The organism is Microlunatus spumicola, from assembly GCF_039536445.1.
Classification (GTDB): Bacteria; Actinomycetota; Actinomycetes; order Propionibacteriales; family Propionibacteriaceae; genus Microlunatus; species Microlunatus spumicola.
Genome location: NZ_BAAAYR010000007.1, coordinates 260246 through 273951 on the forward strand (window position 1 = coordinate 260246; position 13706 = coordinate 273951).

The following is a 13706-nucleotide window of genomic DNA, read 5'->3' on the forward strand; positions in this document are numbered from 1 at the left end:
GGGCCGCGGCGGAACGTGGTCGCGCGCCCTCCCGGAACCTTCCTAGACTGACGGGGTTTGTGACGAGCACCGCTTCTAGGAGGTCGAGCGCGCGATGTCGGGCCCGAACAAGGTCTACGACCCGGTCCAGGTGACCCCGTTGGACGCCGAGCACGTCGACGCGATGGTCGCCGACGCGCTCGCCGCGTTCGCGGCCGCGACCAGCACCGAGGAGCTGAAGGCCGCCCGCCTCGGCCACGCGGGGGACCGGTCGCCGATCGCGCTGGCCAACCGCGAGATCGGCGCGCTGCCGCCGCAGGCCCGCAAGGACGCCGGCGCCCGCGTCGGCCGGGCCCGGGGCACGATCAACACGGCGCTCAAGGCACGCGAGGCCGAGATCGGCGCGGCCGAGCTCGAGCGCCGCCTGCGCGAGGAGCGGGTCGACGTCACCCTGCCCGTCGCGCTGGGCCCGGTCGGCGCGGTGCACCCCATCACGGCGCTCATGAACCTCATGGAGGACGTGTTCGTCGCCATGGGCTGGGAGGTCGCCGAGGGGCCCGAGCTCGAGGCCGAGTGGCTCAACTTCGACGCCCTGAACTTCGTCCCCGACCACCCGGCCCGGACGATGCAGGACACGCTGTTCGTCGGGTCCGAGGAGAGCAACCTCGTGCTCCGCACCCACACCTCGCCGGTGCAGGCGCGCACGATGCTGACCCGCGAGCCACCGATCTACGTGGTGTGCCCGGGCAAGGTCTACCGGGCCGACGAGTACGACGCGACGCACACCCCGGTGTTCCACCAGATCGAGGGCCTGGTCGTCGACCGCGGGATCACGCTGGCCCACCTGCGCGGCACGCTCGACCACTTCGCGAAGGCGATGTTCGGCGACACCCGGACGCGCATGCGCCCGAACTACTTCCCCTTCACCGAGCCGTCGGCCGAGGTGGACCTGCTCTGCTTCGTCTGCCACGGCGACTCGGTCGGCAACCCCGACCGCCCCTGCAAGACCTGCCGTGGCGAGGGCTGGATCGAGTGGGGCGGCTGCGGCGTGGTGAACCCCCGCGTGCTGCGGGCCTGCGGCATCGACCCCGAGGTCTACTCCGGCTTCGCCTTCGGCATGGGCGTCGAGCGGACCCTGATGTTCCGGAACGCGGCGGAGGACATGCGCGACATGGTCGAGGGTGACGTGCGGTTCTCCCGCTCTCTCGTGGGGACGGCCCGATGAGGGCCCCGGTCTCCTGGCTGCGCGAGCAGGCCGCGCTGCCCACCGACCTCACCGGTCGGCAGCTCTCCGACGCGCTGGTGCGCGCCGGCCTCGAGGTCGAGGCCGTCGACGAGGTCGGGGGCGACGTCCAGGGCCCCGTCGTGGTCGGCCGCGTCCTCGCGCTCACGCCCGAGGAGCACAGCAACGGCAAGACGATCAACTGGTGCTCGGTGGACGTCGGCGAGCCCGAGCCCCGCGGCATCGTCTGCGGCGCCCACAACTTCGTAGCCGGCGACCTCGTCGTCGTCGCGCTGCCCGGCGCCCGCCTGCCCGGAGACTTCGACATCGCCGCGCGCAAGACGTACGGGCACGTGTCCGACGGCATGATCTGCTCCGCGAAGGAGCTCGGGCTGGGCGACGACCACGCCGGGATCATCGTGCTGCGCGCGAGCCCCGGCGAGCCCGAACCGGTCCCCGGGCAGGACGCGCGCCCGGTCCTGCACCTGGACGACGAGGTCCTCGACATCGCCGTCACGCCCGACCGCGGCTACTGCCTGTCCGTCCGCGGGCTCGCCCGCGAGGCAGCCCAGGCGACCGGCACGGTGTTCACCGACCCCGTGGACCGTCCGGTGCCGGCGGAGCGCGTGGACGGGTATCCCGTCGCGCTCGCGTCCGACGCCTGCACCGTCTTCACGGCGCTCACCGTGGAGGGGCTCGACCCCTCGCGGCCGAGCCCGCGCTGGCTGACGCGCCGCGTGCAGCTCGCCGGGATGCGGCCGATCTCGCTCGTGGTCGACGTCGCCAACTACGTCATGCTCCTGACCGGCCAGCCGCTGCACACGTACGACGCCGCCACGCTCACCGGCACCGTCGCTTCGCGGCAGGCCGAGCGCGGGGAGAAGCTGCGGACCCTGGACGACACCGTCCGGGCGCTCGACCCCGCCGACCTCGTGATCGCCGACGACTCCGGCCCGATCGGCCTGGCCGGCGTGATGGGCGGCGCGGCGACCGAGGTGCGCGCGACGACGACGTCGGTCGTCATCGAGGCGGCCGCCTTCGACGCGCTGACCCTGGCGCGCACGTCGCGCCGGCACAAGCTGTCCTCGGAGGCGTCGCGGCGGTACGAGCGCGGCGTCGACCCGGCCGCGGGCTACGCCGCCGCGCACCGGGCCGCCGCCCTGCTCGTCGCGCTCGGGGGCGGCACCCTGTCCCCGCAGGAGACGGTCGTCGGTTCCGTGCCGGTGCCGCCCACCACGGCGCTCCCCGCCACGCTGCCGGAGCGGATCCTCGGCACGCCTGTCGACCGAGCGCGGGTGGAGGAGCTGCTGGTCGCGGTCGGCGCCGCCGTGCGCGATGACGGCAGCGACGTCCTCACGGTGCTGCCGCCGACGTGGCGGCCGGACCTGCGCGACCCGTACGACTTCGTCGAGGAGGTCGGCCGGCTCGTCGGCTTCGAGAACATCACCCCCGTCGTGCCGCTCGCGCCGCCCGGTCGCGGCCTGACGCGCTCCCAGCGGGACCGCCGTGCGGTGACCGCCCGCCTCGCGACGGTCGGTGCCGTCGAGGTGCTCAACTTCCCGTTCCTCTCCGTCACCGAGCTCGACCGGCTCGGCCTGCCCGCCGACGACCGGCGCCGTTCGCTGAACACGCTGGTGAACCCCCTGTCGGACACCCAGCCGGCGCTGCGCACCACGCTGCTGCCCGGCCTGTTCGGCGCGGTCGCCCGGAACACCAGCCGCGGGCTCGACGACCTCGCCGTCTTCGAGACCGGCTCGGTGTTCTTCGCGGCCGTCCCGCCGGTCGCCGCACCCCGGCCGCCGGTGGACCGCCGCCCGGACGAGGCCGAGCTCGAGCGCATGGACGACGCGCTCGGTGACCAGCCCCGGATGCTGGCCGCGGTGCTCACCGGGGACTGGCTGCGCGCAGGCTGGCGTGGTCCGGCCCAGCCGGCCGGCTGGACCCAGGCCGTCGCGCTCGCCGAGGAGGCGGCCGCCGCCGTCGGCACCACCCTCGACCGGCGACCGGTCGAGCACGCCCCCTGGCACCCCGGGCGCTGCGCGGAGCTGCGCCTGACGCAGACGGACGTGGTCGTCGGGTACGCCGGCGAGCTGCACCCGCAGGTGTGCGTCGCCTTCGGCCTGCCGCCGCGCACGAGCGCGCTCGAGCTCGAGCTGGACGTGCTGCTGGCCGGCGCGCCCGACCGCGGCGAGGTCGCTCCGCTGTCCTCCTACCCGGTGGCCAAGGAGGACGTGGCCCTCGTCGTGGACGAGGCGGTCGCGGCCGAGGACGTCGCCGAGGCGCTCCGCCGAGGAGGCGGGGCGCTGCTGGAGTCGCTCGAGCTGTTCGACGTGTTCCGCGGGCCGCAGATCGGCGAGGGCCGGAAGTCGCTGGCGTACGCGCTGCGGTTCCGCGCGTTCGGGCGCACCCTGACGACCGCCGAGGTCGCCGCCGCCCGGGACGCGGCCGTCGCGGCCACCGCCGAGCTGGGAGCGGTTCAGCGGACCGAGTGAGGGAGGCGTGCTCCGGTGCTGCCGGAGCGCGTCCCGACCTCTGGGACCCGTTTGCAAGAAGTTGCAGGCCTTGGCATAGTCATGCACATGGTTCTTCGGGTCGCGGTCGCGGGTGCGACCGGCTACGCGGGGGGTGAGCTGCTCCGGCTGCTCCTGTCCCACCCGCACGTCGAGATCGGTGCGCTGACGGCCGCGAGCAGCGCCGGGTCGCGCCTGGGCGACGTGGCACCGCACCTCACGCCGCTCGCCGGCCGGGTGATCGAGAAGACCACGCCCGAGACGCTGGCCGGCCACGACGTCGTCTTCCTCGCGCTGCCGCACGGGACGTCGGCCGCCGTGGCCGAGGCCCTCGGCGACGAGGTGCTCGTGGTCGACTGCGGGGCGGACTTCCGGCTGACCGACCCGGAGGCCTGGGAGCAGTTCTACGGGTCGCCGCACGCGGGCTCCTGGCCCTACGGGCTGCCCGAGCTGCCCGGCCAGCGCGAGGTCCTCGCCGGCACGCGCCGCGTGGCCGTGCCCGGCTGCTACCCGACCGCGACCACCCTGGCCCTGATGCCGGCCGTGGCCGCCGGCCTCGTCGACGGGCACGACGTCGTCGTCGTCGCGGCCAGCGGGCCGTCCGGCGCGGGGAAGTCGCTCAAGCCGCACCTGCTCGGCGCCGAGCTGATGGGCTCCGCCAGCGCGTACGGGGTCGGCGGCGGCCACCGGCACACCCCCGAGATCGCCCAGAACCTGCGCGCCGCGGGCGCGACGGCCGCACCGACGATCTCCTTCACCCCGGTCCTGGTGCCGATGTCGCGCGGCATCCTCGCGACCTGCACCGCGCCGCTCACCGACCCGGACGTCACGCCCGAGGCCGCGTACGCGGTCTACGCCGAGGCCCTGGTCGACGAGCCCTTCGTGCAGCTGCTGCCGAGCGGCACCTGGCCGCAGACGCAGTCGGTGCTCGGCTCCAACGTCGCCCAGGTCCAGGTGACCGTGGACCGGGCCGCCGGCCGGCTCGTCGCCGTCGCCGCCATCGACAACCTCACCAAGGGCACGGCGGGGGGCGCGGTCCAGTGCATGAACCTCGCCCTCGGCCTGCCCGAGACCACCGGGCTGCCCCGGGTAGGAGTAGCCCCATGACCTGGAGGAACGCGTGAGCGTCACGAGAGCCGCCGGCTTCACCGCGTCCGGCGTCACCGCCGGCCTCAAGCCGAGCGGGCGTCCGGACCTGGCGCTCGTCGTCAACACCGGCCCGGACCACGTCGCCGCGGCGGTGTTCACCACGAACCGCGTCAAGGCCGCCCCCGTGCTGTGGTCGCAGCAGGCCGTGGCCGACGGCCGCCTGCAGGCGGTCGTGCTCAACTCCGGCGGCGCCAACGCCTGCACCGGCCCGGCCGGGTTCGCCGACACGCACCGGACGGCCGAGCACGTGGCCGAGGTCTTGTCCGCGGCCGGCGCGGAGGTCGGGGCGGGCGACGTCGCCGTCTGCTCGACCGGTCTCATCGGCACGCGGCTCCCGATGGACCTCCTGACCGCGGGCGTGACGGCCGCGGCGGGCTCGCTGGACGAGGACGGCGGCGCCGACGCGGCCCGGGCGATCATGACCACCGACACCGTGCCCAAGACGGCGGCCTACGCCGACGAGGGCTGGTCGGTCGGCGGCATGGCGAAGGGCGCGGGCATGCTCGCGCCCGGCCTGGCCACGATGCTCGTGGTGATCACGACCGACGCCGTGCTCGACGCCGAGGCCGCCGACGCGCACCTCCGCAAGGCCTGCGCCGCGAGCTTCGAGCGGGTCGACAGCGACGGCTGCATGTCGACCAACGACACGGTCGTGCTGATGAGCAGCGGCGCCTCCGGCGTCCGGCCGGCCACGCAGGACTTCCAGGCGGCGCTCGACGAGACCTGCCACGACCTGGCCATGCAGCTGCTGCGCGACGCCGAGGGCTCGGCCCACGACATCGCCGTCGAGGTGCAGCACGCGGCGAGCGAGGCGGACGCCCTCGAGGTGGCCCGCGCGGTCGCCCGCAGCAACCTCTTCAAGTGCGCCGTGTTCGGCGGCGACCCCAACTGGGGTCGCGTCCTGGCCGCGATCGGCACCACCGGCGCGGACTTCGAGCCGGACCGGATCGACGTCGGGTTCAACGGCGTCGAGGTGTGCCGGGACGGCGCCATCGGGGAGGACCGCAGCCTCGTGGACCTGTCCGGCCGAGACGTGCGCGTGTCGATCAACCTGCGGAACGGTCGCGGCAGGGCGACCGTCTGGACCAACGACCTGACGTACGACTACGTCAAGGAGAACGCGGAGTACAGCACGTGAGCAACGCGGCACCCCGGGCCCTCGAACGGCTCTCGCTGATCGAGAAGGCGTCGATCCTCACCGAGGCGCTGCCCTGGCTGGAGACGTACGTCGGCAAGACCGTCGTGATCAAGTACGGCGGCAACGCGATGGTCGACGAGGAGCTCAAGCGCGCCTTCGCCTCCGACATCGTCTTCATGAAGCGCTGCGGCGTGCACCCCGTGGTCGTCCATGGCGGCGGCCCGCAGATCTCGTCCATGCTCGGCCGGCTCGGCATCGCCTCGGAGTTCCGCGGCGGGCTGCGCGTCACCACGCCCGAGGCGATGGAGGTCGTCCGCATGGTCCTGGTGGGCCAGGTCGGGCGCGACCTCGTCGGGTTGATCAACCGGCACAGCACGCTGGCCGTGGGGCTGTCCGGCGAGGACGGCGGCCTGTTCACGGCCGTCCGCCGGGGGACCGTCGTCGACGGCGAGGAGATCGACCTGGGCCTGGTCGGCGACGTCGTCTCCGTCCGCACCGAGGCGATCCGTGGGCTCATCGACGCCGGCAGCGTCCCGGTCGTCGCCAGCATCGCGCCGGACGCCGACGGCGTCGTGCACAACGTCAACGCCGACACCGCCGCCGCCGCGCTCGCCGTCGCGCTCGGCGCCGAACGTCTCGTCGTCCTCACCGACGTCGAGGGCCTCTACCGCGACTGGCCGAGCTCGACCGAGGTCATCGAGGAGCTGAGCGCCTCGGAGCTGCGCGAGCTGATGCCGGCGCTGCAGTCGGGGATGGTGCCCAAGATGGAGGCCTGCCTGCGCGCCGTGGAGGGCGGCCTGACCCGGGCCACCGTCACCGACGGCCGCGTCCCGCACGCCCTGCTGCTCGAGATCTTCACCAACGCCGGGATCGGCACGATGGTCACCCAGGACGGGCTCGTGCGGCTCGGCAGCCGGGTGTTCTCGGCCGCCGACGGCATCCCGGAGCACGAGTACGGCAACGGCGAGTTCGTCCGTACGGAGGCGTCGCCGCAGCCGGCACCCCACGACCCCGAGCCTTCTGCGCTCGACGACACGGCAGGACTGTCATGACCACCGCCACCACGACCGACGTGACGCTCAGCGCGGAGCTGGCCGGGCCGGCGCCGCACGGTTCCGCGGGCGTCCTCGACGCGTACCAGCGCTCGGTGATGAACACCTTCGGCCCGCCCAAGCGCGTCTTCGTGCGCGGCGAGGGCTGCTACGTCTGGGACGCCGACGGGCGCCGGCACCTCGACCTGCTGGCCGGTATCGCGGTGAACGCCCTCGGCCACGCCCACCCGACGGTCCTCGCGGCCGTGACCGGGCAGATCTCGACGCTCGGCCACGTCTCGAACTTTTTCGCCACGCCGGCGCAGGTCGCCCTGGCCGGCCGCCTGGCCGGGCTCACCGGCGACCCGGACGCCAAGGTGTTCTTCACCAACTCGGGCACCGAGGCCAACGAGGCGGCGTTCAAGATCACCCGGATGACGGGCCGGACGAAGATCATCTCCACCGAGGGCGCCTTCCACGGGCGGTCGATGGGTGCGCTCGCGATCACCCACAACCCGAAGTACCGCGCGCCCTTCGAGCCGCTGCCCGGGGACGTCACGTTCGTCCCGTACGGGGACGCCGAGGCCCTGGCGGCCGTGGTCGACGAGACCGTCGCCGCCGTCGTCCTCGAACCCATCCAGGGCGAGAACGGCGTGGTCGTGCCCCCGCCGGGCTACCTGGCGCGGGCCCGCGAGCTGTGCGACGCCGCCGGGGCGCTGCTGTGGATCGACGAGGTGCAGACCGGCATGGGCCGGACCGGCTCGTGGCTCGTGCACACCGCCCAGGGCGTGACCGCCGACGTGGTGACCCTGGCGAAGGGGCTCGGCAACGGGTTCCCGGTCGGCGCCTGCCTCGCCACCGGTCGCGCCGCCACGCTGCTCGGGCCGGGCAGCCACGGCACGACCTTCGGCGGCAACCCCGTGGCCTCGATCGCCGGCCTGGCCGTGATCAACGTGATCGAGCGCGACGGCCTGCTCGAGAACGCCACGGCCATGGGCGAGCACCTCGTGGCGACCGTGGAGGGTCTCGGCCACCCGCTCGTGGACCACGTCCGCGGACGCGGGCTGCTGCGCGGGATCGTGCTGAACGCCGACGTCGCGCCCGCGGTCGCCGACCTCGCCCTCGAGGCCGGCTTCGTGGTGAACGCCCCGCGCCCGCACGTGCTGCGCATCGCGCCGCCGCTGATCATCACGGCGGCCCAGCTCGACACGTTCACCGAGGCGCTGCCGGGCTTCCTCGACACCGCCGCCCGGACGGCCGCGGCGTGAGCGCCACCGCGGTCCGCCACCTCCTGGCCGACGACGACCTGAGCCCCGCCGAGCAGACGGTCGTCCTCGACCTCGCCGCCCGGCTGCGCGAGGACCCGTACGCCGCCCGCCCGCTCGCCGGTCCGCGGAGCGTCGCGGTGATCTTCGACAAGCCGACGCTGCGCACCCAGGCCTCGTTCAGCGCCGGCATCGCCGAGCTCGGCGGGTTCCCGATGATGGTCGACGGGCGGCTCGCCGCGATCGGCAAGCGCGAGTCGATCCCCGACGTGGCCCGGGTCATCGGACGGCAGGCGTCGGCGATCGTCTGGCGCACCTTCGCCCAGGACGACCTCGCGACCATGGCCGCGTACGCGGGCGTCCCCGTGGTCAACGCGCTGACCGACGACTACCACCCGTGCCAGATCCTGGCCGACCTGCAGACGCTGCGCCAGCACGGCCGGTCGCTGCCCGGGCTGACGCTGGCCTACGTCGGCGACGGCGCGAACAACATGGCCGCCTCCTACGTCCTGGGCGGCGTGACGGCGGGGATGCACGTGCGCGTCGGGGCGCCGGAGGGGTTCCACCCCACGGCCGAGCTCGTCGCCCGCGCCGAGGGCATCGCGGCGTCCACGGGCGGGAGCGTGAGCGTCACCGACTCTCCCTCCGAGGCCGTCGCCGGCGCGGACGCCGTGGCCACGGACACCTGGGTGTCGATGGGCCAGGAGGAGGACGGGCTCGACCGCGAAGGGGCCTTCGCGCCCTTCCAGGTCGACGAGGCGCTCCTGGCCCGCGCCGACGCCGACGCGCTGTTCCTGCACTGCCTGCCCGCCTACCGCGGCAAGGAGGTCAGCGCGGCGGTCCTCGAGGGCCCGAGCTCCGTGGTCTGGGACGAGGCGGAGAACCGCCGCCACGCCCAGAAGGCCGTGCTCACGTTCCTGCTCGAGCGGTCCGGGCTCGTCGAACTCTCCGGCCTGCTCCCGGCCGCCGGACAGACGGCGTGACCGGGCTGACGACGGTGACGCACGCGGCCCCGCCCACGAAGGCCGCCCGGCACGCCCGGGTGGTCGGGCTGCTGCGCACCCACCAGGTCCGCTCGCAGACCGAGCTCGCGGAGCTGCTGGCCGCCGAGGGCCTGCACGTCACCCAGGGCACGCTCTCGCGCGACCTCGTCGAGCTCGGCGCCTCCCGCGTGCGGGGCGCCTCCGGGCACCTCGTCTACGCCGTGCCCGGCGACGGCGGGGACCGCACCCCGCTGGTGGGCGAGTTCGCCACGTTCGAGAACCGCCTGGCCCGGCTCTGCCAGGAGGTGCTCGTCTCCGCGGAGTCGTCGGCCAACCTGGTCGTCCTGCGCACCCCGCCGGGCGCGGCCCAGTACTTCGGCTCCGCCATCGACCGGGTCGGCTGGGACTCCGTCCTCGGCACGATCGCCGGTGACGACACCATCCTGCTGATCACCCGCAGCCCGGGCGGCGGCGAGCAGCTCGCCCGCGACCTGATGCGGATGAGCGAGACCGGCAAGCCCCTGACAGGAAGAGTCGAGTGACCGAGCACGAGACAGCGCTCCCCGAGCCCGAAGGGCACGCCGGGCGCCTCTGGGGAGGCCGCTTCGCCGGCGGCAGCGCACCCGCGATGGCCACGCTGAGCCGTTCCACGCAGTTCGACTGGCGCCTCGCACCGTACGACCTCGCCGGTTCCGTCGCGCACGCCCGGGCCCTGCACCGCGCGGGGCTGCTGACCGACGACGAGCTGGCCGGGATGCTCGACGGGCTCGAGACGCTGAGCGGCGAGGTCGCCTCCGGCGCCTTCCGGCCCTCGCCCGCCGACGAGGACGTGCACGGCGCCCTGGAGCGTCGGCTGACCGAGGTCGTCGGCCCCGAGCTGGGCGGTCGCCTGCGGGCCGGACGCTCGCGCAACGACCAGATCGCCACCCTGCTGCGGCTCTGGCTGCGCGACCACCTCCGGCTGGTCGCCGGCGCGGTCTCCGAGGTGGTCGTCGCGCTGCACGACCAGGCGACCGCGCACCTCGGCGTCCCGATGCCCGGCCGCACGCACCTGCAGCACGCGCAGCCCGTCCTGCTGTCGCACCACCTGCTCGCGCACGCCTGGCCGCTGCTGCGCGACGTTGACCGGATGCGCGACCTGGACGCCCGGCTCGCGCTCAGCCCGTACGGGTCGGGCGCGCTCGCCGGTACCTCCCTCGGGCTCGACCCGACCTTCGTGGCCCACGAGCTCGGCTTCGCCGACGCCGTGGCGAACTCGATCGACGGCACGTCCGCCCGCGACCTGGCGGCCGAGGCGGCGTACGTGCTCGCCCAGGTGGGGATCGACCTCTCGCGGCTGTCGGAGGACGTCATCCTCTGGTGCACCTACGAGTTCGGGTTCGCCCGGCTCGACGACGCCTGGTCGACCGGGTCGAGCATCATGCCGCAGAAGAAGAACCCCGACGTGGCCGAGCTCGCCCGCGGCAAGGCCGGGCGGCTGGTCGGCAACCTCGCCGGCCTCCTCACGACGCTGAAGGGCCTGCCGCTGGCGTACGCCCGCGACCTGCAGGAGGACAAGGAGCCGCTCTTCGACTCCGTGGACCAGCTGCTGGTGCTGCTGCCGGCCGTCGCCGGGATGGTCGGCACGCTGACCTTCGACGCGGAGCGCCTGGCCAGCCTCGCGCCGCGCGGCTTCTCGCTGGCCACCGACCTGGCCGACTGGCTCGTCCGTGAGCGGGTGCCGTTCGCGGTAGCGCACGACGTGGCCGGTGCCGCCGTGCGCTACTGCGAGGCGCGGGGGCTCGAGCTCTCGGAGCTGACGCCGGACCGGCTGGCGGAGATCTCCCCGCTGCTGCGGCCGGAGGTGCTCGACGTCCTGACCGTCTCCGGGTCGATCGACAGCCGCGACGGCCGAGGCGGGACGGCGACCGTCCGGGTGCGTGAGCAGCTCGACGAGGTGGCGACCGCACTCGACGCGGCCGCGGCCTGGGCTGTCCACAGGGTGCACTGAGCGTCGTCCACAGGAGGCGGAGCGACCGGCACGATCGGCCCTTTCGTCCTCATCCTTCCGGTCACACCCGACCGAGAGGATCACCACCATGGGCGTCACCACCCGCTACCTGGGCCACGTCACCATCACGCCGCGTCTCGACCAGGCGGAGTACGACCATCTGCGTGCGGTGTCGCGGGGCGAGGTACCCCTCGTGGGCCCCGACGAGCTCGAGCCGTGGTGCCCGTGGGAGCCGTGCGCGCACGGGTGCTGTCTGCGATGGTCCGGGAGCGACAGCCACGGCACCGGGGCCGAAGGCCTGCAGCTGCTCATCGACCGCTTCCTGTCGCCCGACGACCGGGGCGCCCCGATCGACTCTCTGGATGACCCGGAGCTCCCCGGCTTGACGTTCGACCACGACACGAACGGGGTGATCGCCTGCGAGGACGGTGAACGAGGGCTGTTCCTGCTGAGGGTGGATCACGGCCGGGTGCGGGTAGAGATGCTCCTGGGAGGTGACCCGTCGCCCTGGGAGCTGGGCCTCGACGCGGCCGAGAGGCTGCCGTGGCTGTCGCCCGAGCCCACCCCGGAGGAGCGGAACAGGTTGTTCAACGAGGCGACCCTCGCAGCCGTGCGCGCGTCCTTGGGCGCCGAAGGAGGATGATGAGCGGCCGGGACGGGGGCGCCGGGCGCTCGTCGGCAGCGAGAGGACGTGAACGTGTCGGAGGTCCTGGACGAGCTGAGGTGGCGAGGTCTCCTTGCCAACTCGACCGACGAGGAGGCGCTGGCGGCGCACCTCGACGCGGGGCCGGTGACGTTCTACGTGGGCTTCGACCCGACGGCGCCGAGCCTGCACTTCGGCAACCTGGTGCAGCTGGTGGTCGCGCGGATCTTCCAGCGGGCGAGACACCGGCCACTTCTCCTCGTCGGTGGGTCGACCGGGATGATCGGCGACCCCAAGGAGTCGGGTGAACGCGTGCTGAGCAGCCCCGAGGTCGTCGCCGCGCGGGTGGAGCGGATCCGTGACCAGGTGGCGCGGTTCATCGACCTGGAGGGTGCCAACCCGGCGAAGTTGGTGAACAACCTCGACTGGACCGGCCCGATGTCGGTGCTGACCTTCCTGCGCGACATCGGCAAGCACTTCCCGGTGAACCGGATGCTGGCGCGCGACGTCGTACGAAACCGGCTCGAGGACGGGATCTCCTACACGGAGTTCTCCTACGTCCTGCTGCAGTCGATGGACTACCTGGAGCTCTTCCGGACCCACGGGTGCTCGCTGCAGTTCGGGGGGAGCGACCAGTGGGGGAACATCACCGCCGGCGTCGAGCTCATCCGGCGGGCGGAGGGCGCCAGGGTCCACGCCGTCGCCACGCCGTTGCTGACGAAGGCGGACGGCACGAAGTTCGGCAAGACGGAGAGCGGCACGGTGTGGCTCGACCCCGCCATGACGTCCCCGTACGCCTTCCACCAGTTCTTCCTGCAGGCGGAGGACGAGAAGGTCATCGACTACCTCAAGGTCTTCTCCCCTCGGGGGCGGGAGGAGATCGAGGAGCTCGAGCGGCTGACCCGTGAGGAGCCGTACCGGCGGGCGGCCCAGAAGGCGTTGGCCGACGACGTGACCGCTCTCGTCCACGGGGAGGCCGAGAGGGACGCGGCCGTGGCGGCCGGGCAGGCGGTGTTCGGTCAGCACGACCTCGCCGAGCTCCCCGAACCGGTGCTGGCCGGAGTGGTGGCGGAGCTGGGTGGTGGAGACATCGACGTCGACACGGGGTGGCCCACCGTCGCGGAGGTGCTGCAGACCGCCGGCGTCGTGGCGAGCCGGTCCGCCGGCCGTCGGGCCGCCTCGGAGGGGGGCGCCTACCTCAACAACCGTCGAGCCACGGACGGCGATGCGACCCTGGCGCCCGACGACCTGCTGCACGGTCGCTGGGTCATCGTCAGGCGCGGCAAGAGGACAGTCGGCGCCATTACCATCACGGGCGCTTGAACCGAAGGCCGAGCAGCGGGGGAGCGGTGTGAGAACGCGCACCGGCCCCCAGGTTGACCGCGGTGACACACGGGCGTAATGTTCTTTCTCGCCCCCCGGGGACGCGGACGAGCAAGACGAGGGCCTTCGGGCCAGCGGATGACTCGGCCGGAACCGGGTGGGACCCACTGGGCCAAGGATGGACCGGATTGGTGCGCGCTCTTGTCGAGCCCACGAGATCCGGTGCTGGGATGTCTCTGGTGGGGGTCTGGATTGGCGGATTTGATCTGCTGGGAAAGACCGGGTAGTGTTTGTCGAGTTGCCCCAAGCGGCCTGGAAACGGTCCGTGCGGTGTGCGAGCGAAGTTTGAGAACTCAACAGCGTGCTTAAAAGTCAATGCCAAATAGCACTATCGAACCCGTGCTCGGCGAGACGTCTCCACATCTGTGGGGTTGTTCTGGTCGGGTGTGGTTCCTTTGAGATTGAAATTGATT

Annotated in this window: 11 protein-coding genes; all 11 read left to right on the forward strand. The window is 73.3% G+C overall.

Annotated features, from left to right (window positions below; translation table 11 throughout):
- The first annotated feature begins 94 nt into the window (after positions 1 to 94).
- The 11 genes from pheS to tyrS all read left to right on the forward strand — a co-directional run bounded on the left by pheS (position 95) and on the right by tyrS (position 13233).
- A complete protein-coding gene (pheS, locus tag ABD665_RS21275; protein ID WP_204912916.1) occupies positions 95 to 1204 on the forward strand; it encodes a phenylalanine--tRNA ligase subunit alpha in 1110 nt (369 codons plus the stop codon).
- A complete protein-coding gene (gene pheT / locus ABD665_RS21280) occupies positions 1201 to 3693 on the forward strand; it encodes a phenylalanine--tRNA ligase subunit beta (protein ID WP_204912915.1) in 2493 nt (830 codons plus the stop codon). Before pheS ends, pheT begins: the two co-directional genes overlap by 4 nt.
- An 87-nt stretch (positions 3694 to 3780) precedes the next feature.
- On the forward strand, positions 3781 to 4818 hold the full coding sequence (gene argC / locus ABD665_RS21285) for an N-acetyl-gamma-glutamyl-phosphate reductase (protein WP_204912914.1): 1038 nt from the start codon (positions 3781 to 3783) through the stop codon (positions 4816 to 4818).
- A gap of 13 nt (positions 4819 to 4831) precedes the next feature.
- Positions 4832 to 5998 (forward strand): bifunctional glutamate N-acetyltransferase/amino-acid acetyltransferase ArgJ, encoded by a 1167-nt coding sequence (argJ, locus tag ABD665_RS21290; protein WP_204912913.1) that lies wholly within the window; start codon positions 4832 to 4834, stop codon positions 5996 to 5998.
- Positions 5995 to 7050 carry an acetylglutamate kinase gene (argB, locus tag ABD665_RS21295; protein ID WP_204912912.1) on the forward strand — a complete coding sequence of 352 codons (1056 nt, stop codon included), beginning with the start codon at positions 5995 to 5997 and terminating at the stop codon, positions 7048 to 7050. The genes argJ and argB overlap by 4 nt, the downstream gene beginning before the upstream one ends.
- Positions 7047 to 8297 carry an acetylornithine transaminase gene (locus ABD665_RS21300; RefSeq protein WP_204912911.1) on the forward strand — a complete coding sequence of 417 codons (1251 nt, stop codon included), beginning with the start codon at positions 7047 to 7049 and terminating at the stop codon, positions 8295 to 8297. The genes argB and ABD665_RS21300 overlap by 4 nt, the downstream gene beginning before the upstream one ends.
- Positions 8294 to 9277, forward strand: coding sequence for an ornithine carbamoyltransferase (argF, locus tag ABD665_RS21305; RefSeq protein WP_204912910.1), 984 nt, complete (start codon positions 8294 to 8296; stop codon positions 9275 to 9277). The genes ABD665_RS21300 and argF overlap by 4 nt, the downstream gene beginning before the upstream one ends.
- Positions 9274 to 9819, forward strand: coding sequence for an arginine repressor (locus tag ABD665_RS21310; RefSeq protein WP_344743054.1), 546 nt, complete (start codon positions 9274 to 9276; stop codon positions 9817 to 9819). The genes argF and ABD665_RS21310 overlap by 4 nt, the downstream gene beginning before the upstream one ends.
- Positions 9816 to 11267, forward strand: coding sequence for an argininosuccinate lyase (gene argH, locus ABD665_RS21315; protein WP_344743055.1), 1452 nt, complete (start codon positions 9816 to 9818; stop codon positions 11265 to 11267). The genes ABD665_RS21310 and argH overlap by 4 nt, the downstream gene beginning before the upstream one ends.
- A gap of 88 nt (positions 11268 to 11355) precedes the next feature.
- Positions 11356 to 11910, forward strand: a complete 555-nt coding sequence (locus ABD665_RS21320) for a hypothetical protein (RefSeq protein ID WP_204912909.1) — start codon at positions 11356 to 11358, stop codon at positions 11908 to 11910.
- A 54-nt stretch (positions 11911 to 11964) separates the two neighbouring features.
- On the forward strand, positions 11965 to 13233 hold the full coding sequence (tyrS, locus tag ABD665_RS21325; protein WP_204912908.1) for a tyrosine--tRNA ligase: 1269 nt from the start codon (positions 11965 to 11967) through the stop codon (positions 13231 to 13233).
- The last annotated feature ends 473 nt before the right edge of the window (positions 13234 to 13706 follow it).

What these genes read in the sequence shown, in the direction of transcription:
- pheS (WP_204912916.1), top strand. Translation starts at nt 95, where the DNA reads ATGTCGGGCCCGAACAAGGTCTACGACCCGGTCCAGGTGACCCCGTTG.
- pheT (WP_204912915.1), top strand. Translation starts at nt 1,201, where the DNA reads ATGAGGGCCCCGGTCTCCTGGCTGCGCGAGCAGGCCGCGCTGCCCACC.
- argC (WP_204912914.1), top strand. Translation starts at nt 3,781, where the DNA reads ATGGTTCTTCGGGTCGCGGTCGCGGGTGCGACCGGCTACGCGGGGGGT.
- ABD665_RS21300 (WP_204912911.1), top strand. Translation starts at nt 7,047, where the DNA reads ATGACCACCGCCACCACGACCGACGTGACGCTCAGCGCGGAGCTGGCC.
- ABD665_RS21320 (WP_204912909.1), top strand. Translation starts at nt 11,356, where the DNA reads ATGGGCGTCACCACCCGCTACCTGGGCCACGTCACCATCACGCCGCGT.